The organism is Nitrospira sp., from assembly GCA_024760525.1.
Classification (GTDB): Bacteria; Nitrospirota; Nitrospiria; order Nitrospirales; family Nitrospiraceae; genus Nitrospira_D.
The window spans coordinates 2,939,593-2,965,076 of record CP060499.1 but is presented as its reverse complement, the minus strand read 5'-3'; the positions used below and the strand labels follow the sequence as shown (position 1 = coordinate 2,965,076).

At 57.5% G+C, this 25,484-nt stretch carries 23 protein-coding genes; all 23 read right to left on the bottom strand.

What is annotated here, in order from left to right; all coding sequences use genetic code 11:
* Positions 1-134: 134 nt before the first annotated feature.
* The 23 genes from H8K04_13875 to H8K04_13765 all read right to left on the bottom strand — a co-directional run bounded on the left by H8K04_13875 (position 135) and on the right by H8K04_13765 (position 25,448).
* A complete protein-coding gene (locus H8K04_13875; GenBank protein UVT14916.1) occupies positions 135-575 on the bottom strand; it encodes a peptidylprolyl isomerase in 441 nt (146 codons plus the stop codon).
* 369 nt (positions 576-944) lie between these two features.
* The gene (locus H8K04_13870; GenBank protein ID UVT14915.1) at positions 945-1,307 is read right to left on the bottom strand and encodes a DUF1428 domain-containing protein; all 363 of its coding nucleotides are present in this window, start codon (positions 1,305-1,307) and stop codon (positions 945-947) included.
* A 118-nt stretch (positions 1,308-1,425) separates the two neighbouring features.
* A complete protein-coding gene (locus tag H8K04_13865) occupies positions 1,426-1,890 on the bottom strand; it encodes a VOC family protein (protein UVT14914.1) in 465 nt (154 codons plus the stop codon).
* A 135-nt stretch (positions 1,891-2,025) separates the two neighbouring features.
* Entirely contained in the window at positions 2,026-2,322 is a 297-nt protein-coding gene (locus H8K04_13860) for a MoaD/ThiS family protein (protein ID UVT14913.1), read from the bottom strand.
* A 96-nt stretch (positions 2,323-2,418) separates the two neighbouring features.
* A complete protein-coding gene (locus H8K04_13855; protein ID UVT14912.1) occupies positions 2,419-3,603 on the bottom strand; it encodes an exo-alpha-sialidase in 1,185 nt (394 codons plus the stop codon).
* A 72-nt stretch (positions 3,604-3,675) separates the two neighbouring features.
* On the bottom strand, positions 3,676-4,275 hold the full coding sequence (locus H8K04_13850) for a DUF1579 domain-containing protein (GenBank protein ID UVT14911.1): 600 nt from the start codon (positions 4,273-4,275) through the stop codon (positions 3,676-3,678).
* Between the two features lie 157 nt (positions 4,276-4,432).
* A complete protein-coding gene (locus H8K04_13845; protein UVT14910.1) occupies positions 4,433-4,846 on the bottom strand; it encodes a glyoxalase in 414 nt (137 codons plus the stop codon).
* A gap of 28 nt (positions 4,847-4,874) precedes the next feature.
* Complete coding sequence (locus H8K04_13840) at positions 4,875-5,333, bottom strand: SRPBCC domain-containing protein (GenBank protein UVT14909.1); 459 nt, start codon at positions 5,331-5,333, stop codon at positions 4,875-4,877.
* Between the two features lie 8 nt (positions 5,334-5,341).
* Positions 5,342-5,767, bottom strand: a complete 426-nt coding sequence (locus H8K04_13835) for a YciI family protein (protein ID UVT14908.1) — start codon at positions 5,765-5,767, stop codon at positions 5,342-5,344.
* Between the two features lie 35 nt (positions 5,768-5,802).
* Positions 5,803-6,285, bottom strand: coding sequence for a VOC family protein (locus tag H8K04_13830; GenBank protein UVT14907.1), 483 nt, complete (start codon positions 6,283-6,285; stop codon positions 5,803-5,805).
* Between the two features lie 130 nt (positions 6,286-6,415).
* Entirely contained in the window at positions 6,416-6,868 is a 453-nt protein-coding gene (locus tag H8K04_13825; protein UVT17984.1) for a DUF2214 family protein, read from the bottom strand.
* Between the two features lie 153 nt (positions 6,869-7,021).
* The gene (locus H8K04_13820; protein ID UVT14906.1) at positions 7,022-7,780 is read right to left on the bottom strand and encodes an SDR family oxidoreductase; all 759 of its coding nucleotides are present in this window, start codon (positions 7,778-7,780) and stop codon (positions 7,022-7,024) included.
* Between the two features lie 86 nt (positions 7,781-7,866).
* Positions 7,867-8,241 carry a VOC family protein gene (locus H8K04_13815; GenBank protein UVT14905.1) on the bottom strand — a complete coding sequence of 125 codons (375 nt, stop codon included), beginning with the start codon at positions 8,239-8,241 and terminating at the stop codon, positions 7,867-7,869.
* 71 nt (positions 8,242-8,312) lie between these two features.
* Positions 8,313-9,419 (bottom strand): alkene reductase, encoded by a 1,107-nt coding sequence (locus tag H8K04_13810; protein UVT14904.1) that lies wholly within the window; start codon positions 9,417-9,419, stop codon positions 8,313-8,315.
* Between the two features lie 69 nt (positions 9,420-9,488).
* Entirely contained in the window at positions 9,489-10,925 is a 1,437-nt protein-coding gene (locus tag H8K04_13805) for an efflux transporter outer membrane subunit (GenBank protein UVT14903.1), read from the bottom strand.
* Between the two features lie 11 nt (positions 10,926-10,936).
* Positions 10,937-11,242, bottom strand: coding sequence for a hypothetical protein (locus tag H8K04_13800; protein ID UVT14902.1), 306 nt, complete (start codon positions 11,240-11,242; stop codon positions 10,937-10,939).
* A gap of 24 nt (positions 11,243-11,266) precedes the next feature.
* Complete coding sequence (locus H8K04_13795; protein UVT14901.1) at positions 11,267-14,359, bottom strand: efflux RND transporter permease subunit; 3,093 nt, start codon at positions 14,357-14,359, stop codon at positions 11,267-11,269.
* Positions 14,360-14,394: 35 nt separating this feature from the next.
* Positions 14,395-15,522, bottom strand: coding sequence for an efflux RND transporter periplasmic adaptor subunit (locus tag H8K04_13790; GenBank protein ID UVT14900.1), 1,128 nt, complete (start codon positions 15,520-15,522; stop codon positions 14,395-14,397).
* A 259-nt stretch (positions 15,523-15,781) separates the two neighbouring features.
* Positions 15,782-18,370 (bottom strand): sigma 54-interacting transcriptional regulator, encoded by a 2,589-nt coding sequence (locus tag H8K04_13785; protein ID UVT14899.1) that lies wholly within the window; start codon positions 18,368-18,370, stop codon positions 15,782-15,784.
* A gap of 105 nt (positions 18,371-18,475) precedes the next feature.
* A complete protein-coding gene (locus H8K04_13780; protein UVT14898.1) occupies positions 18,476-19,516 on the bottom strand; it encodes a trypsin-like peptidase domain-containing protein in 1,041 nt (346 codons plus the stop codon).
* A gap of 37 nt (positions 19,517-19,553) precedes the next feature.
* Positions 19,554-21,020, bottom strand: a complete 1,467-nt coding sequence (locus H8K04_13775) for an efflux transporter outer membrane subunit (GenBank protein ID UVT14897.1) — start codon at positions 21,018-21,020, stop codon at positions 19,554-19,556.
* Position 21,021: 1 nt separating this feature from the next.
* Positions 21,022-24,261: a multidrug efflux RND transporter permease subunit gene (locus H8K04_13770; GenBank protein ID UVT17983.1), complete on the bottom strand. Its 3,240-nt coding sequence runs from the start codon at positions 24,259-24,261 to the stop codon at positions 21,022-21,024.
* Entirely contained in the window at positions 24,261-25,448 is a 1,188-nt protein-coding gene (locus H8K04_13765) for an efflux RND transporter periplasmic adaptor subunit (GenBank protein ID UVT14896.1), read from the bottom strand. The genes H8K04_13770 and H8K04_13765 overlap by 1 nt, the downstream gene beginning before the upstream one ends.
* Positions 25,449-25,484 lie beyond the last annotated feature (36 nt).

Sequence of the window (25,484 nt, the reverse complement as noted above, 5' to 3'; positions counted from 1 at the left end):
TCTCGTGGACATGTGGAGCGGAAGCTTGGGCGAAGTGGCGATGCCGGATGAATTGTTTGAAATTGCTACCGTCACCACAACCGTGACTGGGATCGATCGTGCGGGGCACATGGCCACCCCGCACGAGAGGAACATCACTTTGATAACGGTGCCATGGCGACGTCCAGGACTTTGATGTCGAGATAGAGCGTCTTGCCGGCGAGCGGATGGTTGAAGTCGAGCACGACGGTATCGCTTTTTATTTCCGAGACACGCGGAAATACCTTTTGTCCATCGGCGGTTTTCCCTTCCAGCTGTGTCCCCACTTTCCGGGAGTCAGCCGGCACCATCTTCTTGTCCACCTCCTGAAACGCATTGGGATCGACAGTGCCATAGCCCTCGGTGGGGGCGACCGTGAACTTCTTTTTCTCTCCGGACGCCATGCCCTCGATCGCCTTTTCGACACCCGGAATGAGTTGATGGCTGCCCTGTGTCACCTTCAACGGCTCCCCACCCACGTTCGTATCCACGATCGATTGATCGTCCAGCTTGAGCGTATACTCCAAAGTGACTTGCTTACCGTGTGAAACAGTCATTGCGTATGCTCCTTTCTTAGATTCTCCCGCCGAAGCAAAAACAGCCGAGAGCAATAGAACCGCGCACCAACCGCACAGCGCCTGAAACAATAGACATGGATGTCTCATAGGCTGACCTCCTGTGAGAAGTGGCTCGTATATAGCCTGGAAAGGGTCGCAGGACGAATGCGCGAGCCGAGCGATCGGTTCCAGACTAGGTTGTTTGGATGTTGTTACGCTACCACGCGTATTGGCGTGGTGACACTCGGCAAGTTACTAGCTGTACAACTGCGATACGGAACGAGCAAAACATGGGCAAAGATCAGCGGTGACGATCGGAGTGTGCATCCTCTCCGTCCAGCAGGTGAGATGTTGCTGGAATACCGTGCGTTAGGCGTCCACCAGAACCTTGAAGCCTCCATAGACCATGCGCTCACAGTCGAACGGCATATCCTTTGGGTCGCACATGTTGGCAACACGTGGGTCCTTCATGACCTTGGCGTTGACGCGATCCCGATGCGCGCGCGATTTATAGAGAATATAGGCGAACACGATCGTCTCACCGGGCTTGCTCCTCATCTGCCGCGGGAAAGGAACTCCCATCTTGATGTTGAGATCGTCGCCGACGCACTCTTTATAGTCGAGCGCGCCATGTTCGCGCCAAATTTGCCCCGCCTTCTGTGCCAGGCGGCGGTAAGCGTTCAATTTCTTCTTCGGAACGGGCAAGACAAATCCATCGACATAGCGGGCCATGCGAACCTCCTTTGATTCCGCGTGACATGTGTTCCTTCTGGACATTGCCTACATTGGCGGACTCGCCGTCGGCCTGGCCTCGGAGCGAGATGTATATCCGCTTCCGTACAATTGATTGCTAGCCGCACACCTTCCCCGCTTCCTTTTGCAATTCTTCCGGATTCACGTCGCGAACATGCGTGGCGATAGACCAGTGGTGTCCGAACGGATCTTCGAGCAGGCCGTACCGATCTCCCCAGAACATGTCGGCGACGGGCATCGTGATTTTCGCGCCGGCTGCAACCGCTTGGTTGAAGACCGCCTCTACGTCCTGAACATAGAGATGGATGGTGACGGGCGAACCTTTGAGTGACTTTGGCCCGAATGAGTTATGACTGGGAAATTCATCGACGAGCATGACAGGAGAATCGCCGATGCGAATCAAGGCATGGAGGAGTTTTCCTTCTGGTCCTGGTACTTTGCCCAATTCCACAGCATTGAAGGCCTTCTTGTAGAATGCAATCGCATCGGCGGCTCCGGCGCACACCAAGTGCGGAGTAACCGTATGCATCCCATCCGGAATCGGCTTGACCGGCTTGTTCATCACGTTCTCCTTTCGGTTGAAACGGTTCGGCTGACTTTTTCTAGGCCCCAGCGTCGCGGCAACGCGCGACAGCCTATTCACTGAACTGACTGTCCGGGTTCAATCGGGAGACCACCGACGTGCATCAAATCTCGGCTATCCGCCGGCCATCGCCCCCACGATCAGGAACGGCTCGTTTCCCGTCACGACGGCGTCGGGCAGGGGAGTATCGGGCGATTCGTGAGAGAGATCCTGCTCGCAGGCGAAGAAGCGCACGAACGCCCGGCGCTTATGCGTCACGTGATCGCGCACCGTCCCGCGCAACACCGGATAGCAGGTTTCAAGCGCGTCGAGGACCGCGCGTTGTGTCACCGGACCGTTGACCTCAAGGGTCACTTCCCCGCTGACACGCGCCAAGGTTCGCAGATGTTGCGGCAGAATGACACGTACCATCTCTTCTCCGTCGTTCGTGAAGCGTCGTTCGTATGTCGTTTCAGACGACCGCGGTCTCCTACGAAATACGCTTCACGAGATACGCTTCACGTACTGTTAAGTCAGTGTCTGCACCTCGACTGACAAGACCGCCGGCAGGTCCCGGACGATGGGCGCCCAACTGTCGCCGCCATCGGCCGAGCCATACACTTGGCCACCGGTCGTTCCAAAATAAATGCCGCAGGGATCGAGCTGATCGACGGTCATCGCGTCCCGCAGAATATTGACGTAGCAATTCTCTTGCGGCAGGCCCTTCGTCAGCGCCTCCCATTCGTCGCCGCCCGTGCGGCTGCGATACACGCGCAGCTTGCCTTCCGGAGGATAGTGTTCGGAGTCGCTCTTGATCGGCACGACATAGACCGTGTTCGGTTCATGGGCATGGACGGTGATCGGGAACCCAAAATCACTCGGCAAGTTGCCGCTGATCTCGTGCCAGGACTCTCCAGCATCGTCGCTCCGCAACACATCCCAGTGCTTCTGCATGAAGAGCACGTTCGGGCGAGACGGATGCATGGCGATATTGTGCACGCAGTGGCCGACATCTGCGTCCGCGTCTGGTAACTCATATTGTGATTTCAAACCGCGGTTGATCGCCCGCCATGTCCGGCCACCATCATCCGTCCGGAATGCACCGGCCGCGGAGATAGCAATATATATGCGCTGAGGATTTGTCCGGTCCAACATGACCGTATGTAAGCACATCCCTCCGGCACCCGGCTGCCACAGATTTCCCTTCACATCGCGCAGCCCGGCAAGTTCGTGCCATGTCCGTCCGCCGTCGATTGAACGGAATAAAGCCGCGTCCTCGACGCCGGCGTAGACCGTATCGGGATCAGTCAATGACGGTTCGAGATGCCATACCCGCTTGAATTCCCATGGACGCTGCGAGCCGTCATAATGTTGGTGCGTGGTGAGGGGTTTCCCTGTCTCCGTGGACGAGTCGTAGAGAAACATGTTGCTCTCACCCTTCGGCATGCCGTCGGACCCCATCAGATCCTCGGGTTTGGTACCGGGGGCGTTCCAGGTTTTTCCGCCATCATCCGAACGTTGAATGACTTGCCCGAACCAACTGCTGGTTTGCGAGGCATACAACCGATCTGGTTCGATCGCCGAGCCCTTGACGTGGTAGAGCTCCCATCCGCCGAAGTGCGGCCCTTGCACGTCCCACCGTTTCCGTGTGCCGTCCGACGTCAGAATGAACGCCCCTTTTCTGGTGCCGACCAGCAGTCGCACGTTGCTCATGTATGACTCCTTTCTTGCTATCCCCGGGTTTTAGCGGCCGGCTACCAGCCGCTTTGTCCGCTCGTCGACCGATTACTGTTTCCGCGTGTAGGTGATTTCCATCCCCTTCATTTCTTTCTCGCCCTTGTGGGCCCCATACATCTCGAAGATCTGGGTGTTCTGATCGACGAGCTTCCACACTGCGCGATGGGTCATGTGCCCGCCACCCGGTTCGTCATGTCCTCCCTTGAGCGTGATCGTCTTACCGTCCGCGCTTGCCGTACCTTCCATCAAGAAAATTCCCGTGCCCATCGAATCGATCCAGGTCGACACATACTTCTTGCGCAGATTGTCATAACCGGTCGTCCCGACACCCGAGTACGGCTGGCCCATCATGCTGCCGGTGTATTCCTGTTGGAGAAACCGCCCGCCTAAGATGGCCTTCATCTCGACGGTGCCGCTTGATTCCATCGGCGGTTTGCCGGGCTCCATCCATTCCTTGGTTTGTGTCGTCCAGCTTCCGGCCAGGTTTTCCAATTGCTTGTGCGGGTCCCCCGGCGTGGCCAGTTTTTGCCACATCTCCATCATGGCCTTTTCATCCATAGGCGCGGCGTGTTTTTTCTCTTTAGCCAGAACTGGCAAGCCCAGTAAGGTGATGCACAACGTAGTAACGGTAAGAGATATGAAACGCATAGTGGCCTCCTTGTAAGGTATCAAGCCTTGATTTCTGGTTCGGCTGTGGACTGTCATACGATAGTCGTTCGGCGGTTGCGAAATCGACATTCCCGGTCGGTGAACATTCAGCTCTTCTCCTCTCATTGTCTTTAGCGATCGGTGTTCGCACAGCTGATCATGCTTGCCCCTTCTGCACCTGTGCCTCGTCCATCCAGAATACTTCCCAGATATGGCCGTCCGGATCTTCAAAGCTTCGAGTAAACATGAAGCCGTAGTCTTTTGGAGAATAGGCTTCGTTCCCTCCGGCCTTGATCGCCTTGTCTGCGAGCTCGTTCACCTTCGCCTTGCTCTCAACGGCGAGGGCGGTCAACAGCTCTGTGGTCAAGTGGGCATCGGCAATGGGTTTTTTCGTAAACTCCCTTACTTTGTCGTGGGTGAGCAGCATGGCATAGATATCATTGCCCATGACCATACAGGCTGCGGTCTTGTCTGTGAACTGAGGATTGAACGAGAAGCCGACCGCTTTGAAAAATGCCATCGATTTATCCAGATCTTTCACGGGAAGATTGACGAAGATTTTGCTGATCATTGCCGTCTCCTTCTCCTTCGTTCGATGCCTAATTCCAGTTGTCCACTTTGATGTCATTGGGTGAGGGCTTGCCGTTACCGGTCTCGGCGAGATCTTTAAGGCTCAAGAGGAACGTGGCCCATTTCGTACTGCAATGAGCGGTGAACTCACTCGCCTCTCGCCAGTTTTTATGACCAAAGAGTATGATGGTGTAACCGCCTTCCTGAGACAAATGGAATACCGCGTCCGTTCCTATCCATTCCTCAGGCCCTGCGCTAAAACGCCAATGCACCTTCTTGTTGGAATCGAGTGCAATGACTTCCATGCTCATGCGTCCGATTTCTTTCCCATTCACAGAAAGGAACCGGACCCCGATCGTGCACCCAACCTTGGATGACCCAGAGGTTTCCTTCGTCCACCAACCCGCGATGCCCTCGACCGTCGATAACGCGGCGTACACCTTCGATATCGGCGCCTTGATTCCAATTCTGTGAATGATGTCCACCATGTTCCCCTCTACTTCTTTGTGGCTATCTCGGCTCGAATCCGGTCTTCTTGTTCTCTCAATTCTGGCGTGAACTCGGCTCCGAAGTCCTCGGCGTCGAAGACCTGACGAATTTCAATCTCGCTGTCTTCGTTGTGGGGATTCGGACAGCGCTTGACCCATTCGATCGCTTCTTCCTTCGATTTACACTGCCAGAGCCAGTAGCCGGCAATGAGCTCCTTGGTTTCAGCAAAAGGGCCGTCGATCACCGTACGCTTAGTGCCAGAGAACCTTACGCGCGCGCCCTTGGAACTGGGATGCAGCCCGTCGCCGGCGAGGAGCACGCCGGCGTTCACGAGGACTTCATTAAACTTTCCCATATCAGTCAAGAGTTGCGTGCTCGGCATCACACCGGCCTCCGACTCTTTAGTGGCTTTCACGATCACCATGAACCGCATGACGAACCTCCTTTGGGTTACCGCATTGTCGCTGTTTATCCTGCGTACGCTCGTTGAATCGCTTCGAGATCGGGTTTAGTCATTTGAAGAATCGCCTCCATCACTCGTTCGGACCTCTTGGTATCCTGATCCTGCAACATCTTGTCCCATTCGGGGGACACGATTTGCCAGGATAGTCCGTATTTGTCCTTCAGCCAGCCGCACGGCCCCGGTTCCCCACCTTCCGACAACTTGTCCCACATCTCGTCGATCTCTGTCTGAGAATGACACTTCACCATGAATGAGACCGCTTCCGTAAATTTGAAGATCGGTCCGCCGTTCAACGCCACGAACTCCTGGCCATTAAGTATAAATGTCACGGTCATGACAGACCCTTTCGGTCTTCCCGAGGTCCTGGCACCCGCCTCCCCGTAGCGGGTGATCGGTCCTAACTGGGAATTCTTGAAAATGGACACATAGAACTTTGCGGCTTCTTCGGCTTGATCATCGAACCACAAGCAGGATGTGAGTTGTTGCATGATGGACTCCTTATTGCTGTTACCGGTGCCTACCTAGTAGTCGAACAGGTGGGCCATCAATCGACAACGATTCATAAGTGTTTTTGACTCACTGAAAAAGCCATGTCTGACATTCACTTGCCAGGGTTGGTTACGAAAGTCCAAACCCGCGGGCCATGGCCGCGGCAAAAAACGGAATCGCGAGGAGGACGACCCCTTCGGCACGCAACCACCACTGCATGCGTTTGATTTGCTCATTCGCCGGTAGAAATCTTGCTTCCTGTGCCGCTTGCTTGGTCCATCGGATCAATTGCACAGTGGGTGGGATAGACAGAATGGCCACCGTCGTGAAGAGTGCGATCTTGATCCAGAAGAGAGGATTCGACAGATAGAATGACGAACCTTTTGCCCCAAAAAAGACGCGAGCAAAGCCTGCGCCGAGCAACAGCACAGCACCCGAGCCGTAAGCACGGTCCAAGCTGGTGGTCAGACGCAGGCTCGACACGGATAGTCCCGGCCTGATGAGAGCATTCTGGGCGGCAAGGATGGCAACGAGAAAGAAGACCAACAGAAAATGGAAGGCGGAAAGGAGTAAATCAGTCATCATCGATTTCCCTTGGTTTGGAACTCCGGGACTTCAGAACGTCCTGTGGTCGTTCGGGATGTCGTCGTCCGTCGGCTTCCAGTCTAATGGAACTGACGCGTACGGTTTAAACTTGAATCCCACCATCCCTCACCTCACTGATCTTCCGTTCGCTCACTTGGCCATCACGCCACCGTCCACCGACAAGATGCTCCCAGTCGTCCAGCGTGACTCATCGGACGCAAAATAGACCGTAGCTTCGGCAACCTCTTCCGGTTGCCCGAGACGACCCATGGGATGTACGCCTTCGAACCAGGCTTTGGTCTGTGGATCCTTCAGCATGTCCGCGACGGGTGGGGTAATAACCCCGGCTGGGCAGATGCAGTTGCATCGGATGTTCTGCTTCGCGTAGTGCACCGCCACCGTCTTGGTGAGCATGATGACTCCTGCCTTGGCCGCTTGATAGGCATGAGCCTCAAAGCCGAGAATGGCCTTGAGGCCGCCGACTGTGGAGATGTTCAGGATCGAGCCGCCGCCCTGCTGCAGCATCTGAGGAAGTGCCGCGCGAATGAATCGAAATGTCCCTTTCATGAACACATCAAAGGTCTCATCCCAAATCTGATCAGTGGTTTCGTGAAGTCGCGCCGCATGAAACAAGTTGCCCGCGTTGTTGACCAGGATATCGAGCCGGCCGAATCTTCGAACCGTCGTGGCTACCGCTTCCTGCACGTCGTGTTCGTTGGTCACGCTGCCGGGAAGTGCCAAGGCCCGTCCGCCTTTTCGCTCAATGTTCTCGACGACGCGCTCCAACTCGTCCTTTCGGCGGCCCGTGATCGCGACCTTCGCGCCTTCCCGGGCCAACACTTTCGCAATCGCTTCGCCGATACCAGTTCCTCCACCGGTCACAATCGCTGTTTTCTGTTCGAGTCTCATGGCCGTGTCCTCCTAAGCATCTGGTGTATTCGCGCGAGGCATTGATGGCTCAACGGCAACGTTCTCTACGTCGCATCAGAGCTCTCTCAACTATTCACGGTGAGCAGTTCAAGGATGTGACCGTTCGGGTCGTGAAAGTACACGCCGCGCCCGCCACCGCGATGATTGATCTTCCCATCGTCCGGCGAATGAGGTTTGCTTCCGTATGGAATACCTTCCTCGCGAATGCGTCCGAAGATCTCGTCGAATTCCTCTTCACTGACCTTGAACGCATAGTGATGGATATCGAACTGATCAACGTCGTCATCGAAATCCAACGTGAGGGTTTCATTCACCCGTACCGGCGCGAAATACCCGACTGCGCTTGTGTTGAAGAGCAGTCCAAGCGTCGTCGTAAAGAACTTCGCCGACTCAACTTTGTCCCGCGCCGGCACGATGGTGTGATTGAGTTCGATCGTCACGAGAGATCTCGCTGCATCACATGAGTAGAATGCGTACCTGCCGAAGGTGTCGATCCCCGATTCGTTTACGCTTAGCCATGGCAACAAGCGGATGTTGTTTCTAACGAGGGGTAGTCTGTATATCCCCGCTCATCACCTCCATAAAACGTCGCAGGATTCGGCACGTTCAATGGGGCGCTTTGAGCGAAACGTTCCGGTAAGTCGGGGTTGGCCAAAAACAGCCGTCCGAAAGAAATCAGATCGGCGTGTCCCTGAGCGAGATATGCACTCGCCTTCTCGTGGTCAAAGCTTCCATTGGCGATATAGGTCCCTTTGAATGCATCTCGGATTCGGCGCAAATTGACCGCCGGATGTGTGGTATCTCCGTGTTCGTCAGCTTCGACGACGTGCAGGTACGCGAGTCCGACAGGGCTCAACTGTTCGGCCGCATGCTCGAACGTCGTTTGAGGATCCGAATCGTACATACTGTTGAAGGGATTGACCGGCGACAGCCGTACGCCGACCCGGTTGGCTCCCCAAACCTGGGCAACCGCTTCGACGACTTCCATGAGGAAGCGAGCGCGGTTGGCTACCGATCCGCCATAGGCGTCAGTGCGCCGATTCGTGCCGGCGCGAAGGAATTGATCGATCAGATAACCGTTGGCTGCATGAATCTCCACCCCGTCAAAACCGGCGTCGAGTGCATGGATGGCCCCATTCTGAAATTGTGCGATGACTGCTGGAATTTCTTCCAGGTCAAGGGCTCGTGGCGTGACGAAAGGCTTTCGGCCCTCATAGGTATGGGCCTCACCTTCCGGTTTTATGGCGGAAGGGGCCACCGGTAATGCGCCATTCGGTTGCAAGGAGGGATGTGAGATCCGGCCGACGTGCCACAGTTGCAGAAAGATACGGCCGCCGTTTCGATGCACTTCTTCTGTGATTGACCGCCAGCCTTGCACCTGCTCCACATTGTGAATGCCGGGGGTGTAAGGATAGCCCGCACCTTGCGGAGACACCTGCGTTCCTTCGGTCACGATGAGACCGGCCGAGGCACGTTGAGTATAATACAACGTGTTCATCGGCTGCGGTACGGTGGCGCGGCTTGAGCGATTGCGCGTCATCGGCGCCATGACCAACCGATTGTGTAAGGTATAAGGCCCGACACGAACCGAGGAAAGCAGACCGTCGTGAGGTTTCATGCGAGATCCTCTTCTTTATGTGGTCAAGCGAATGGAGAGCTGTTCAGCTTGTTTAGCTCTTATGACTCCTCAACCTTTACGTACTTCTGCGACTTTGGTCGTCGGCATCTGTTGTGCTGGGTCCAACGGCGACCAGCCGCCGCCTAGGGCTTTGTACAGTTGCACAACCGAGACGAGATGGAGACGGTGCGTGCTCATCAACGACAGTTCGGCCTCGAATAGATTGCGTTGGGCGATCAAGACGTCGAGATAATTGGCGAGGCCGCTTTTGTAGCGGAGCGTCGCTTGGCGAAAGGCGGACTGGAGCGACTCGACCTGCTCGGCCTGGGCATTCCGTTGTTCTTGGGTAGTCCGCACGGCGACTAACGCGTTGTCAACCTCTCTAAACGCGACAAGAACCGACTGTTCATACTGGGCGAGCGCTTGTCTCGCCTGCGCCTCGACGGCTTTCTGTTGAAACCCGAGGGCTTGTGCATTGAGCAACGGGCCGGCGATGCTGGGACCGGCAACGCCAAATGCCGTTTCGTTTGCAATGAGCCGAGAAAACTGAGGACTGGCGACGCCCAGAATGCCGGTGATGGTGAGCTTTGGAAACCGGTCTGCCTTGGCTGCACCGATTCTCGCTGTCACCGCCGCCAGCTCCTGTTCGGCCTGCACGAGGTCGGGTCTCCGTTGCAAGAGTTCAGACGGAAGCCCGGCAGGGATTGCAGGCGGCAGGACTTGATCCGTCAACGACCTTCCGCGCGCGATGGGTCCCGGGTCTCGCCCCAGCAGCACGGCCAGCTGATTTTCCTTCTGCACCATCTGCCGTTCCAACTCGGCGACACGCGCCAGTGCGTTGGCCCGCTCCGACGTGAATTGATCCAGATCGAGCTTGGCGATGACCCCTTCCCGCAAACGTGCCTGCGCAATCCTCACCGATTCTTGCCATGATTGAAGCGTGCGTCTGGCGATCTCCAGTTGTCGATCGAACTGCAACAGCTCGAAATATGATTCGGCGACGCCGCTGACGAGCTGTAAGACCACAGCACGCCTGGCTTCCTCGCGTGCCAGGAGATCGCCGCGCGCCGCTTCATTGGACCGCCGGATGCGGCCCCAGATGTCGAGTTCCCATGCGAGATTCCCTTGGAGATAATAGTTGAACGCGTTCGGAAAGCCGGGAAACAGAAATTGCGCTTTCCGTCCCATGAGCGGGGCGCTGCCGGTGATGTCGGCCTTCGGGGCAAAGTCCATCTTGGCGACCAAAAGACGGGCTTGGAATTCTTCGACGGAGGCGGCCGCGCGTTTGAGATCCTTATTCTCCTTAAGAGCTGTCTGAATCAGCGTTTGAAGCGCTGGGTCTTGGAGCAGGTCCCACCATGGCAAGTTCGCGAAGGATTCGGCTTCCGCCTGGTCAGCAGCCGACCTGAAGGATGCCGGTGATGACAGGTCGGGCCGGGAATAGTCCGGTCCAACGGCGCAGGCGGCCAGGAAGATGGCCCCGATAAATAGACTCACTGTGCGCATGATGTTTCCTCTCATTTCGTCCCGTATCGGATGCTGGACGCGTCAGATTCTGATGCGGCAATTTCCTCGACAAGATGACCGATGCAGCAGCCTGTTGCGATCAATTGAGCGCCCTCTCGCCACAGCTGCTTCAATAAAACCTTGCCGTCCTCTCCGACAAAGGTCACGCCCGTGAGATCCACGACGAGAGGAGCTGCCCCAGCCGATCGGATGGTTCGCCACTCATGCTCAAGCTCACCGACCCATGGTCCGGTCAGGCTGCCCTCCAGTCTGAGTCGGATCGAATTGCGATGGTTCTCTGAGGTAATCTTCAGCATGGTCAGTATCCGTCGAACTCTCCTTCAGTTGTGAGCTCCCGCTGCAAGCAGCGCCTCATCCTCGGCATCGAGCGCAATCGCTTCAGGCTCCAGATCCGGCTGGTGTTGCGCCGCGATCAACGAGTAGAACACAGGGACGACGAACAGCGTGAAGAGTGTGCCGACCGTCATCCCCGTGACCAAAACCATGCCGATACTGTTGCGGGCGGCGGCACCAGGGCCCGAGGCCAGGACCAGAGGGAGATGGCCGAAGACCGTGGCGGCAGAAGTCATGAGCACCGGCCGCAACCGGGTCAACGTGGCTTCGCGTATCGCCAGTGCCTTCGTGAGCCCGCGGGTCTGTAACTGATTCGCAAACTCCACGATAAGAATGCCGTTCTTCGCAATCAGCCCGACCAATGTGATCAATCCTACTTGTGAATAGATATTGATCGTCGTCAGGTCCAGGAAGCTGAACACCAGAGCACCGGAGATGGCCAGCGGCACGGACCCCAACAGAACGATCAACGGATCGCGGAAACTCTTGAATTGGGCGGCCAACACCAGATAGATCAGGACCACCGCAAAGCCCAGCGTGACAGTGAGAGCGGCCCCTTCCTGGCGAAGTTGCCGCGATTCGCCGGCGTAGTCGAGGGTGATGCGAGACCCACCTGTTGCCGCCGCGGTTTCCAGCACACGCAATCCTTCTTCCTTCGTGACACCCGGTTTCACGCCGCCGAAGATCCGGACGGCGTTTCGCTGCTGGAACCGGTTCAAGGTGCGCGGGGCGGTGCTCGTCTCAATGTGGGTGAACGTTGATACCGGCACCAGCTGACCACCCGGTGTCTTGATCTTCAAGTCGAGCAGGGGACCGACCGTCGCACGGTCACTATCCCCGAGTTGTGGGATGACTTTATAACTGCGGTCAAAATAGTTGAACCGGTTGACATAAGCCCCACCGAGCATCGTGCCAAGTTCACGACCGACGCCTGCCAAATCAAATCCTAAGTCGGCCAGACGTTCACGATCGAGGACGACGCGGGCCTCAGGAAGATCGATCTTGAGGTCGGTGTCCACGTACATGAACTTGCCGCTTTGCCAGCCGGCGCCGAGCACGGCGCCGACCGTGTTGAGCAGCTGCTCGGCCGGCAGGTCGCTTTCCAATACCAGCTCGACATCGTATTGGCCGGGGGTGGGCAGCGGCGGATCCAATCGCGGAAACACGCGCAATCCCGGTACCTGCGACACGGCGCCATAGACTTGGCCGTACATCTGCTCGGTCGAGCGGGTTCGAGCGTGCCAGTCCTTTGCGACCAGCCCGCCGAATCCACCCCATGTGGTGGTAAGCCCCCATGTGAATTCGGTTTCGGGAAATGCCGTGATCGCTCGTACGATCTGCAGATGTTCACGATTTGTGGCAGCCAATGTGGAGTCAGGCGAAGCTTCGAAGAAGAGGCTGATGTGGCTCTGATCTTCCACAGGGGCGAGCTCCTGCCGTGAAAAAAGGTACAGCGGCCAGGCGGCGACCATGATTAAGAGCGCCGCCGCCACGATGCCCCAGCGCATTGTCAATGCGCCGTCGAGCAGCCGGGCATAGAGACGGCGTACCTCGTCGAAGCGTCGATTGACAAAGGCAGTCAACCGACCTTCCTTGCCCTGTGGGTGCACGAATCGCGAACTCATGACCGGTGAGAGCGTGATCGCCACGACACCGGACAAGACCACGGCGACCGCCAGCGTGATGGCAAATTCGAGGAACAGGGATCCCGTGAGGCCGCCCTGAAAGGCAATCGGTGTATAAACCGTGGCCAGCGTGATCGTCATCGCAATGATCGGACCGACGAGCTCGCGCGCGCCGGCCAACGCCGCCTCAATCCGTGATTGCCCCAGACGGACATGCCGCTCGACGTTCTCGACGACGACGATCGCATCGTCCACCACCAGCCCGACCGAGAGGACGATCGCGAGCAGTGTCAACAGATTGAGACTGAAGCCGAACGCAAACATGAAAATCGCCGCCCCAACCAGCGAAACGGGCATGGCAACGAGCGGCACGAGCGCCGTGCGCACCGACCCCATGAAGAGAAACACCACCACCGCAACAATGAGAATCGTCTCCGACAACGTCTTGGTGATTTCAGCCAATGCGTTTCGCATGAACATCGTGCCGTCCCACACGAGTTTCATGTCGATATCCTTTGGCAGAGTCGGCCGGACGCGATCCATCTCGTCGCGGAGCCGATGCGCGACGTCAATCTCGTTCGTGCCCGGTACCGGCCAGATCCCAAGATACACGCCTTGTGCCTCGTTGTACTTTGCCACCATGTCCGCTTCTTCAGCTTCACGCTCGACCTTCGCGACGTCCTTCAGGCGAACGATGGCACCACCCCGATCGGCGACGATGAGTTCTTCGAATTCCTGTGCCGAACGAAGATCGGTATTTGCGAGCAGGTTGATCTGAGCGAAGTTGCCCTTCGTCCGTCCCACCGCAGCCAGGTAGTTGTTACGAAGCAGTGCACCTTGCACATCACCGGGTGAAAGATTGAATGAGGCGAGACGATCTGGATCGATCCATATCCGCATGGCGATCTGACGGCCTCCCTCAATAGTCACCTTCTGAACACCGGACAGCGTTGAGAATTGCGGCTGCAATGTACGCAAGAGCCAATCAGTGAGGGCCGGGACTGTGCGATCCGTGGAGGTGAAGCTGAGGTAGAACGATGCATACGGCCGATCGGCCCGCTGTATTTCGATCACCGGGGGTTCGGCCTGAGACGGCAGTTCAGACCGGACTTGTTGGAGTCGCGCAGTGACTTCGGCCAAGGCCGCCGTGCTGCTGTGGTTCAACTTCAAATGGACGGTCACGGTGCTGACACCGGCTCGGCTCGTCGACTCCACATAATCGACGCCGCTGATCGCGGAGACCACTCGTTCGATCGGCGTGCTGAGAAAGCCGCGCACCGTCTCGGCGCTTGCGCCGTAATAGACGGTGGTGATGATGACCGAGGAGCTTTCGATTTTCGGGTATTGCTGCACTGGCAGGGTCATCAGTGCCCTCCAGCCTGCCAGTACGATCACAAGATTGACGACGACCGCCAGCACCGGGTGTTTGATGAAGATATCGGTGAATGAACGCATGGGTATGTCCTTGTTCGTGCTTCGGAGTAATCGGCTTAATCTTTGCTGACGGTTTGTGCTCGGACCTGTTTTTCTGAGGTGTCATCCTGGGTGGCGACAAGCACACCTTCACGCAACTTGAACGATCCTGAAGCGGCAATGGTCTCGCCCGCGTCGAGTCCGGCATGTATCACGACCTGATCGCCGACCATCGTCCCACTCTCCACTTGCCGCACGTGAGCCCGACTCTTGTGATCCTGGTCCGGTGTGATGACGAATACCTGATCACCGCCGGGGCCTTTACGCAACGCGCTCACCGGGACGGCGACAGCCTTGCGTGAGGGACCAACGGGAACCCGAACTCGAACCGATGCGCCGGGAGCAGGAGCATGGCGTGTGCCGTCAATCCGTGCCCGGACCATGGCATTCCGAGTCGTCGGATCGACGCGCGCATCGAGTGCAACGATGTTGGCCTTGATGACGGATGCATCGCCGGCGGCGAACACTTCGACCGTCTCGCCGTCTCGTAAGCCGGCCGCGACTTGCTGGGGCACCGTGAAATCCACATGGACCGCTTCGGCGACGCCTTGCAGCGTCGTAAGCAAAGTTCCTTCGTCCAAGTATTGGCCGGGGTGAACATCGGCGATGCCGACGCGCGCCCGGAACGGCGCACGGATGGTCTTCTTGGCGATGATCGCTCTGGTGCGGGCCATCTGAGCTTGGGCAATATCCAGGTCGGCACGAGCCCGGTCGACTTCCTCCTGAGTGGTCGCCAGTTCCTGACTGAGATTCTGCCGGCGATTGAGTACCGTTTTGGTAAGCGCGGCCTGGGCCTCCTGTGCCTTCAATTCGGCTTCTTCGACGGACACGTCGAGCGCGACCAGCATGGTACCGGCTTCCACGATCTGACCCGGCGTGAGACGGACTTCACGGACAGTCCCGGCTAGCTCGTTCTTCAGCATGACCGACCGTAAGGCCAAAACCGTGCCGATTGATGTGGTGGTCTGGCGATGATCTATCTCGCGTGCAACGGTGACGGTGACGGACTCCATCGGCTCAGGTTGGTTTGCGGAGGCTGCGCTGGAATCTTGAATGGATTCATATTTCCATGCAACCAGCCCGATGCCCGTCAGCAACACCGATGCGAGGAGTAGAATTGTTCCGATCCAATTACGGCGATTCATGAGAGCTGCCCTCCAAATTCCCTAGACCAAACATCATGCCGAATCTTTGCAATCGCATTTGCTCCGAGGGTGACAGCAATGACCGTTCCAGTCAGGTTGGAATTCAATAAGGCCACTTAACTATTTGATGTAATGATGAATTGTCGCAGAGCAGGCATTGAAGACCCAAAGGGGTTCATTGACGTGACGAAGTCGTTCACTCGTCAGATGACGAAATATCGACAGAGGATGGTCTGGAACGCCGGACGGGAAGTTCCCGCTAGGATGGACGAACGATCCCGAGCTTTCGCATCTTGGAATGGAGGGTTGTCCGTTTCATCCCCAGCTTGACTGCGGCACCCGCAGAGCCGCTGAGGATCCACTTCGAGTCCCGCAGAACTTTCAGAATGTGCTCGCGCTCCGCCGCTTCAAGCGTCACAGCCGATTCAGCCGGTGCCGTGGATGCCGACTTGAGCTCAGACAGTGCGACGACAAGGTCAGGGCCCTTCGACAGGATGACCGCCCGCTCGATGAAGTTTTCCAGCTCCCGCACATTCCCCGGCCAAGCGTAGGCCTGCATGGCTTGCATCGCCTGGGCAGGAACCGTTTGGATGCGTTTCTTCATCCGCATCCCGAATTTCTGAGCGAAGTGTCGCACCAACAGCGCGATGTCCTCCGGCCGTTCGCGCAACGGTGGGACGGTCATCGGGAAGACCTTGAGCCGGTAATACAGATCGCTCCGGAATTCGTGTTCTTCTACCATCTGACTGAGATCCCGGTTGGTGGCCGCAATGACCCGCACGTTGACGCGAATCGTGCGTGTACTGCCGAGCCGTTCGAATTCTTGCTCCTGGAGAACCCGCAGGAGCTTGACCTGGAGTTCCAATGGGATTTCGCCGACCTCGTCAAGAAAGAGCGTCCCGCAGTCGGCCAGTTCGAATCGGCCCATTTTTGTGGCGATGGCCCCGGTGAAGGCCCCCTTCTCGTGTCCGAACAACTCGCTCTCGAGCAGACCTGTCGGAATGGCCGCACAATTGAGCTTCACGAATGTTCGGTCTCGACGATCGCTGTGATTGTGAAGAGCCCGCGCGATCAGTTCTTTCCCGGTTCCCGTTTCCCCGAGGATCAGCACGGTGGAGTCGGTCGCGGCGACCGTTTGAACTTCCTTGAGAACCTGTTTGAGCGATCGGCTATCACCGATGATTTCCTCGAAGTTGTACTTCGTCTGGATTTCTTCCTCGAGATACACTTTTTCCTTCGTCAGTTTATCCTTCAACGCGGCGATTTCCCGGTAGGCTATGGCGTTCTCGACGGCGATCGAGACTTGCTGCGCGACTTGGCTGAGCAGCTCGACGTCTTCCGGCGCAAAACCATCATCCTGTCGACGGCCGACGTTCAGCGCGCCCAGCATGCGTTTATGAGCAAGGAGTGGAAAGGAACAGAAGGACTTGACGCCACGATTGAGGAGGTCTTGCGCGCAGGGTGAGGAACTCGCCATTTCTTTCAAGTCCGATTCCCTGAACAATGCGACCGTACCCGATGAGATTGCGCGACATGACGGGGAGTCGGCACCTTCCTCGGCTTCTCCTTCCTCAACGAAACTTTCATTTCGTTCGAAGTCCAAGACATGAATGCGCCACTGGCCGGTCTCGCCGTTGTAGAGCAGGAGGCTGGAGCCGTCATGCTGGATAATCTTCCGCAAGCAGGTGCTGACGGCGGTGAAGAGCGCATCCAGATCCAGATGGGAGACCACGGCATTGTTCACGTCCAGCAGGAGCTGCTGCCGGTCGCGTTCACGAGTGAGCTGTGCCTGATAGTCGAGGGCGGTCTTGGAATTCAGCGTATTGTCGATGGCCACGGCCACCTGCTTGGCCACCTGTTGCATGAACTGGATTTCCCGGTCCTGATATGCCCTACGCTGCAGGCTCCCGAATCCCATGGCGCCGAGACGGCGTTGTGCCGTGGTGAGCGGTACCACGCAGAAGGATCGCACGTCATTCTCCCGCAATAAAGTCATCAACTTGGGGAAGCGGCTCTCCTCCATGACGTCATCGACGGTCATCGGTTGCTGCGTCTTCCACACCAATCCCCCGGGAGATTCATCGACCGGCAATTCCAGACCGGTTTGAATCGTGCAGGGCTCCGAGGAGACCAAGAGCCACAAGCGCATGACATCGCGTGCCGGTTCATGCAACACCGCATTGATGAAGTCGAACGGAACCACGTGGGGGAGTCGTCGAGCGAGATCCTGGAACAGTTTGGCCAGATCGCGGTGTGACGCGATCGATTCTGACACCTCGAGCAAGAGCCGTAGGCGCTCCCGGTCAAGCGTGAGGTCTTGGTGATGCAGCACATTGTCCACCGCGACGGCGACCAATTGACCGACTTGCTGGAGAAATTCCAGATCTCCTTCATCGTAGGCCGCTTTCTGCAGACTCGAGAACCCCATGGCTCCCAAGCGTCGCACGGCGGTGGTGAGAGGAACGAAGCAAAACGAATTCGTTCCGTCTTCTTTCATGCACTCGGTGACGGCTGGCCAGCGATGTTCCTCGGCAAGATCGGACACCAGGATCGACTGCTGCGTCAGCCACACCGATCCGGCAGGGCTCTCGCTGACCGGTCCTTCATGCCCGCCCACAAGGTCGGCCGGCACGTTAGCCTGAATGGTGTGCAATCGCATCGTATGACGCACAGGGTCGTATAAAGACAGGCCGACGAAATTGACGTGTACGACGCGGGGTAGTCGCTGGGCGAGATCTCGAAAAAGCTCGTGCAAATCGCGATGCGCGGAAATCGCTTCCGCCACTTCCAACAAGGTGCGGTACCGATCTTCCATCGTTTCATACAACCGAACGGCCGCCGAATTCATAGTCTCTCAGTATGGCGCAACGGATGTTACGGCTCAAGGGGGGTACAGATTACAGACTCGTTTCATGGGATGATCACATGACCCGGGTTGTTTTCCCTACTTCGATCAGGGATGCTTTGCCGTCAGTGTTTCTTTACGACCGTTTCGCCAAACGATGACCGTGATCGTGTCGCCCGAACGGAGGCTGCTCAATCGGTCTCTGATGACCAGGTATCCTGCACCGTCACTGGTAACCGGGATCCCTTGGACTTCGAGAATAATGTCTCCACCGACGAGCATCTGTTCCCCCTCGATCACGGCCATCATGGTTCCGGCCTTCAGGCCTATCTGAGCGGCAGGGGAGTTCGAGGCAACTCGCTGGACCAGCATTCCTGCGCTTTGCGGGAGATAGAAGACCTTCGCCAGATCGCCGGAGAGCATGTAGCTCTCGGCGCCGCTCCAGAATCGATGCTGATCAAGAAGGAGTCGGCGCGCCAGGTTCGACGTGACGACGAATCCCAATCCCTCGGAAGCGCCCGATTTGGATATGATATGGCTGACGACGCCGACCACTTCCCCTGCCATGTTGAACATGGGCCCGCCTGAATTACCCTGGTTGATGGCCGCATCGGTCTGAAAGAATTCCGCTCTGGACATGTCCCCGAACATCGTACGGGGTTTCCGTCTGGCGCTGATATGGCCGACGGTCAATGAATGACTCATACCGAGTGGGGCGCCGACGACGAAGATTTCGTCACCGACCTCCGTCTCCTCTGAATTGCCGAGTTTGACCGCTGTGACGCCTGCTGGGACCTCCTTGAGTTGCAGCAGCGCGATATCCGCTGCTGGATCCGATGCGAGTACGGTGGCGGGTGACTCGGCTCCATTGAGAAACTGAACCTTGATTTCATCAGCGGTCTGTACGACGTGCGCGGCAGTCAGGATTTTTCCGTCAGACGAGATGAGCACACCTGAGCCCAGGCCCGGTAGGGTGGCTAACTGCATCTTCGGTCCCGTCACAACATGACGGTTGTTGGTTTCGACCACGACAACCGATGGATCCACTTGTCTGAACACGTCCCGAAGCGACTTCGGGCTCTCGGCCATGGAAAACGAAGGCCAGCCTGCCAGAACTACCATGAGGATGACGATACGGTACTTTGCCATAACGACCTCCAAACTAAACCGTAGCTTTGAACGACGCCTATCCTGGTTCCTGTGTCGTTGAAGAGGAATTGCTTTCTCCCGCGCCGCTCGGAGACCAGCCGCCTCCCAGAGCCTTGTAGAGCTTGACGACCGAGACGAGCTGATTGCGCCGCGTCTTTGCCAGCGCTAATTCCGCATCAAACAGCGAGCGCTGAACCGTCAGAAGATCGAGATAACTGGCTCGCCCTCCTTGATAGCGGAGCTCAGCCAGCCGTAAAGACGACTCCAAGGCCTGGACTTGCAGCTCCTGTGCGTCGCGCTGTTCTCGGGTTTTCTGAACCGAGATCAACGCATCCTCCACCTCCTGAAACGCTTGAAGAACCGCTTTTCGATAGTGCGCAATGGCTTGGTTCCCTCGAGCTTCTGCGACTTTCACGTGATATCCGAGTGCGCTTGCATTGTACAGGGGGGCGGTTAAGGCAGCAGCTCCCACAAATGTGGCGTAGGGGTTGAAGGACATGTCGGATATGTTGACCTGCGCGCCTCCAGCCTGCCCGGTGAGCGCCAACTGTGGAAAGCGCATGGCTTGGGCCACGCCGATGTTGGCTGTCGTCGCAACCAGCTCCTGTTCGGCTTGGATGATATCCGGTCGCCGCTGGAGCAGTTCGGAGGGCAGACCCGGCGGAACTTCCGGAGGGATGGGTTGTTCAGTAAGCACCCGTCCCCGGGAAATTGCGGAGGGTTTGTGACCCAGCAGCACGCTAATCTGATTCTCTCGCTGAACGACCTGCCGTTCCAGATCGGCCAATTGTGCCGCTGTACCTTCTCGTTCCGCCACGAATCGGTCGAGGTCAAGCTTGGGAATGTCCCCTTTTTGATAACGGAGCCGTGAAAGCCGAACAGAATCGTCCCAGGCTTTGAGTGTCCGTTTGGTGATGTCCACTTGGAAATCCAGGGCGCGGAGATCGAAATAGCTCTCCGCCAGGTTCCCGACCAAGCTGAGTACCACGACTCGCTGATTCTCCTGTTTCGACAGCAGTTGCGCCCTGGCTGCTTCGACCGAACGGCGGATGCGGCCCCAGAGATCCACTTCCCACTTGAGACCGACGACACCCGAAAACTGGGACAGCGTGGTGCCGTCACGTGCCGACGAGATGGGAACGGCGCCGGCGCCCGGAATCGGTAGGACGTTGTTGTTCGTGTTCCGGTATCCGAACGCAGTGCCCGAGGCGGAAAGGGATGGAATCAAGTCGTATTGGGAGATGGTCAGTTGAGCTTGGTACTCATCGATGTTTGCGGCCGCCATCTGAAGATCCAGGTTTTCCTGTAATGCCGTGCGGATCAATTGCTGCAGCGATTGGTCCTTGAGCAACTCCCACCAGGGCAAGTTCGCAATCGAACCGGATGATGCTTCCGTCATGCGCCAGGATTCGGCTTGAGGCGTGTCCGGTCGCTTGTAATCCGGTCCCATCAGACAACCGGACAGCGAGACCATGAATAACGCGGCGATCAGCAGTCTTGTCATGTCAGGATCCTCCTTCTTTGCGACTGTGAACCGTCGCCACCGATGTGTGATGCATGTCCGGTTGGGGACCAAGTTCCAGAGGTTCATACTCTTGCCGTGCGGGTCGGAGCGGAGACGTCTTTCGTCGAGTGAGCGATTCCACGACATAGAATGATACTGGAATGAGAAAGATACCAATCAGGCTCGCGGCCGTCATACCGCCGAATACGGTAAGGCCGAGGAGGATGCGGGCGTGAGCGCCGGCACCCGATGAGAGAATCAGCGGCACCACCCCGAGAATGAAGGCGAACGCCGTCATGAGGATCGGCCGGAGGCGCAGGCGGGCGGCGGCCAGCGCAGCCTCCATGACCGTCTTGCCTTGTTCCAGTTGCGCCTTTGCAAACTCCACGATGAGAATCGCATTCTTCGCGGAGAGGCCGATCAGCATCACGAGGCCGATCTGGACGAATACGTCGTTCTCACTGGCTTGAGGCGCGATCAGCTTGAGCAGCCACAAGATTCCCAATGCCCCGAAAACGGCGACCGGTGTCACCAACAAGACGCTGAAGGGAAGCGTCCAGCTTTCGTACTGCGCCGCAAGAATCAGAAACACGAATAGGAGTGAAAAGCCGAAGATGACACTGGCCGACACGCCTGCCGCCGCGACCTTCTCCTGGAACGACATGCCGATATAGTCGTAGCCCATCTCGCCGGGCATCGTCTCCTTGAACACCGATTCCAGCGCCTGCATCACCTGGCCTGAACTGTAGCCGGGCGCTGCGCCGACGAAGAGCTGGGCGCTGCGGTACCCGTTGTAGCGCATCGTGAACTCCGGTCCGTCCACCGACTCCATTGACACGAGGGTGGAAAGGGGCACCGCGTCACCGGAGGCGTTCCTCACGTAAAACTGGCCGACGTTTTCGGAGCGGGTCCTGAACTCGCCATCGGCTTGCACGTAGACTTGCCAGACGCGACCGAATCGGTTGAAGTAGTTGATCATCACACCGCCCATAAATGCTTGCACGGTTTGGTAGACATCGCCGAGGTTGACGTCCTGTTTCAACGCTTTCTCGCGATCTACTTTCGCGAAGAGCTGCGGAGCGTTGGGAATGAAGGTGGTATTGATTCTTTCGATTTCCGGACGCGTGCGTGCCGCGTCCATGAAGGCCTCCGTCTGTTGAGCGAGAAACGCAACATCTTTTCCGGCTCGATCCTCAAGGATGAACGAGACACCGCCGGAGGTGCCGATCCCTGGAATGGCGGGCGGTGGAAACGCAAAGGCCTGCGCCTCTGAAAGTCCGTCCAATTTGCCCTTAATGTGTTGATAGATCCCAAGCAGCTTCTCCTCCGGCTGATGCCGTTCCTCCCATGGGGCGAGTGTGACAAAGAAGAATGCGTTGTAGGTCGTGCTGACGGTGCTCAACAGACTGAACCCGACCACGGACGTGGCGTACTGAACGCCTGGCGTTTCCTTCAGGATGGCCTGAATCTTCTCGCAGACCGCATCGGTACGCTGCAGCGATGCCGCCGTCGGCAATTGGACGTTCAAGAACAGGTAACCCTGGTCCTCCATCGGCAGGAACCCGCTGGGCAGTTTCGACCCGAACCAACCTGACGCCACAGCCACCAGCACCAGGAAGAGCATCGAGAAGGCTGCCTTGCGTATGAGTCCGCCACAGACGCGCACGTACCAATCGGTTGCACGGCCGAAGACGCGATTGAACCACCCGAAAAACCATCCCAATGGGCCTCGGCTCTGGGTCTTTCTCCGAAGGAGCAGCGCGGAGAGGGCCGGGCTCAGTGTGAGGGCGTTGAACGCGGAGATGATCACCGACACCGCGATGGTGATCGCAAACTGCTGGTACAGCCGGCCGGTAATGCCGGGGATGAATGCCGTTGGCACGAATACGGCTACCAAGATGAGCGCGATGGCCATGACCGGCCCCGAAACCTGTTGCATGGCTTTGAGAGTCGCCTCCTTGGGAGAGAGGCCTTGCTCGATATGATGCTCGACCGCTTCCACGACCACGATTGCGTCGTCCACGACCAAACCGATGGCCAGCACGAGCCCGAAGAGCGAGAGCGTGTTGATCGAGAATCCCAACAGTGGAAACAGCATGAAGGTGCCGACGAGCGAGACGGGAACAGCCAACAGCGGGATCAACGTCGCGCGCCAACCCTGGAGAAAAATGAATACCACGATGATGACCAGCAGCAGCGCCTCCCACAGCGTATCGACGATCTCCTTGATGCCTTCCCGCACCGAGAGCGTCGTGTCCAAGGAGATGACATAGTCCAAATCCCCCGGGAACCGCTTTTTCAGCGTTTCCATCAGTTGTTTGGCTTGATCCATGGTCTGAATGGCATTCGAGCCCGGCAGCTGGTAGATAGCCACGATGGCCGCGGGCTTGCCGTTCATGCGACCGATGGTGTTGTAGGACTGCGCTCCCAATTCGACCCGGGCGACATCCTTCAGCCGTACCAAGGAGCCATCGTTGTTGGCCCGCACGACGATGGACTCGAATTCCTCTTGCGTGCTCAAGCGCCCCTGCGCACGCACACTGTAGGTGAATTCCTGGCCGGCCGGAATCGGCTCGGCCCCCACCTGTCCGGCGGGATTGACGGTGTTCTGTTTCTTCACGGCATCCAGAATTTCGGGCACCGTGATCCCCAACTTGGCCAGGACGTCAGGCCTTACCCAGAACCGCATCGCATACTGTCCGGCGCCGAAGATCGTGACTTGCCCGATGCCCGGCACACGCGACATCGGATCGTTGATGTTGATGAACGCATAGTTGGCCAGCCAGATGTTGTCGTAGGTTTCGTTGGGAGAATAGAGGGAAAAGAGAGCCAGTGGGCTGGTGGTCGCTTTCTTCACGGTGACGCCGTAGTTCCGCACTTCTTGGGGTAACTGAGATTCGGCCTGCGAGTAGCGCATCTGTGCCAGAATTTGATCGTCGTTCGCCTTCGTCGCCACATCGAAATTCACACGGAGTGTCGTCTGTCCATTGCCGGCGTTGACCGAATACATGTAGAGCATGTTGTCGACACCGTTCATCTGCTGTTCGATCGGCGTGGCCACCGACTGCTCGAGCGTGACGGCGTCCGCTCCCGGATAGGTCGCCTGCAGCTGGATTTCAGGCGGCGCGATGTTCGGGAACTGGGCGATGGGAAGCTGGACCATGGCGACAACGCCGATGAGTGTCATCAGAATTGAGATGACCATGGCGACGATCGGACGATTGATAAAAAATCTGGCCATCATTTGCTCCTCGGGAGGGACTGTAGATTAGCAACGGATGAGCTGTCGGAAAATGGGACAGGGTGGACAGGTACTCCGGGCTTCAGTTTCTGTAGCCCGTCGACGATCACCTGCTCGCCCGGTGCAAGTCCCTGTGCGATGATCCACTGTGACCCCACGCGTTCACCGACAGTGACTGAGCGAATCTCAACGTTGTTCTCCGGCGTGACGACCGCGACCTGGTAGCGCCCCTGTGTTTCGCTGACTGCGCGTTGAGAGACCAGAAGGGCGCCTTTGCGCACCGCGAGTGCGGTACGAACCTTGGCGTACAGGCCGGGCCGCAATACGTTTTCGCTGTTCGGGAAGAGAGCCGCTATGCGGATAGTGCCGGTCTTGGCATCGACTTGACGGTCCGCGAGGAAAAACCATCCTTTGTGCGGGTAGACCTCCCCGTTGCTCAGGACCATTTCAATGCGGCCGTCGTCCCGTATTTGCCTCGGATCCTCTTTTGCACGATATCGTTCCTGCACGAGCGAAGAAAATCTGAGATATTCCTGCTCGCTGACGGGGAAATACACCCGGATCGGATCGAGTTGGGACATGGACGTCAGCTCGTCGCTGGAATTCACCAAGTCGCCGATCTGCGCCTTGGCCACTCCGACGACACCATCGATGGGCGCGACGACTTTCGTCCATTCGAGATTGAGTTTCGCCTGATCCAGCGAGGCTGCGGCGGACTCTACCGAAGCGATTGCGGCCCGGCTCGTCTGGACGGAGTCTTGAAACTCCTTCTGGCTGATGGCGCCTTCCTGGGCCAGCGGCTCGTTGCGAACCACATCATATTCGGCCTTGATGCGCTGTGCCTGTGCCCGATCGAGTTCACCAGCCGCCTGCTTGAGCGCAGCCTGAAACTTGCGCGGATCGATCTCGAAGAGGAGATCGCCCTTCTTAACCGTGGCGCCCTCCCGGTAATGCTGCTTGAGAAGGTATCCGGTGACCTGTGCCCGGATTTTTGCGTTCACGAGTCCATCTGTTGTCCCGATCCATTCGAAAAAGATCGGAACATCCTCCTGTTCGACCTTCTGTACCTGGACTTCAAGCGGCGGCGGGGCGACGGGTTCCACCGCCTCTTTGCAGCCGACGAAGCCCGCCAGCCCCGTACCAATCAAAACACCGAACGTCAGTTGTCGAATATGTGAGGGCGTCATCACAGCTCCTACTCCATCAGTCGTCTTGTCGGTTTC